This is a genomic window from Vibrio sp. 2134-1 (assembly GCF_033339495.1).
In genome coordinates this window covers 1-620 of record NZ_JAWOUS010000605.1, presented here as the reverse complement: position 1 = coordinate 620, position 620 = coordinate 1, and the positions used below count along the sequence as shown (strand labels likewise).

1 protein-coding gene is annotated in these 620 nt (G+C 50.2%); it reads right to left on the bottom strand.

Annotated features, from left to right (window positions below; all coding sequences use genetic code 11):
• The coding region (locus R7R78_RS27490) for a metallopeptidase TldD-related protein (RefSeq protein ID WP_263856341.1) at nucleotides 1-620 on the bottom strand (620 nt) is incomplete at both ends.

Here is a 620-nt window from a genome sequence, read left to right as displayed (position 1 = left end):
CCATCACTTCTGTTACCAAAAGGCCTGTGCCTAATTCCTTCAGCATTTGCTCAAAGTTTTGGCCTGTCGACTTCACGTACCAGTTGTGAATACCACCAGCGTGACCAGTTGGATCCATCTTCATCTTGCGAGCGGCATAACTGGTCAGTAGATAGGTCGCCAACACACCATCGGTAATGATTTCACGATCTTGCGTATAAACGCCTTCGCTATCGAATGGGCTGGAAGCCAAACCGCGCAATACATGCGGACGCTCTGAAATATTGAACCATTCAGGCAAGACTTGTTTACCCAAGTGATCCAGTAAGAAAGAAGATTTGCGGTACAGGTTGCCACCGCTGATCGCCATCACTAGGTGACCAATCAAGCCAGTTGCCACATCGGCCGCAAACATAATTGGGTATTGGCCCGTTTTCAATCGGTGAGCATCCAGTCGGCTTACAGTATTTTCCGCCGCTTTGCGGCCGACGGTTTCTGGCGTCCACAAATCATCACGATGGCGGGCAACGGTATAGCTGTAGTCACGTTCCATTTCGCCATTTTTGCCTACGCCAATAACGCAGCAGCTTGTGCTGTGTCGGCTAGACGCGTAGCTTGCTAACAAACCATGGCTGTTTCCG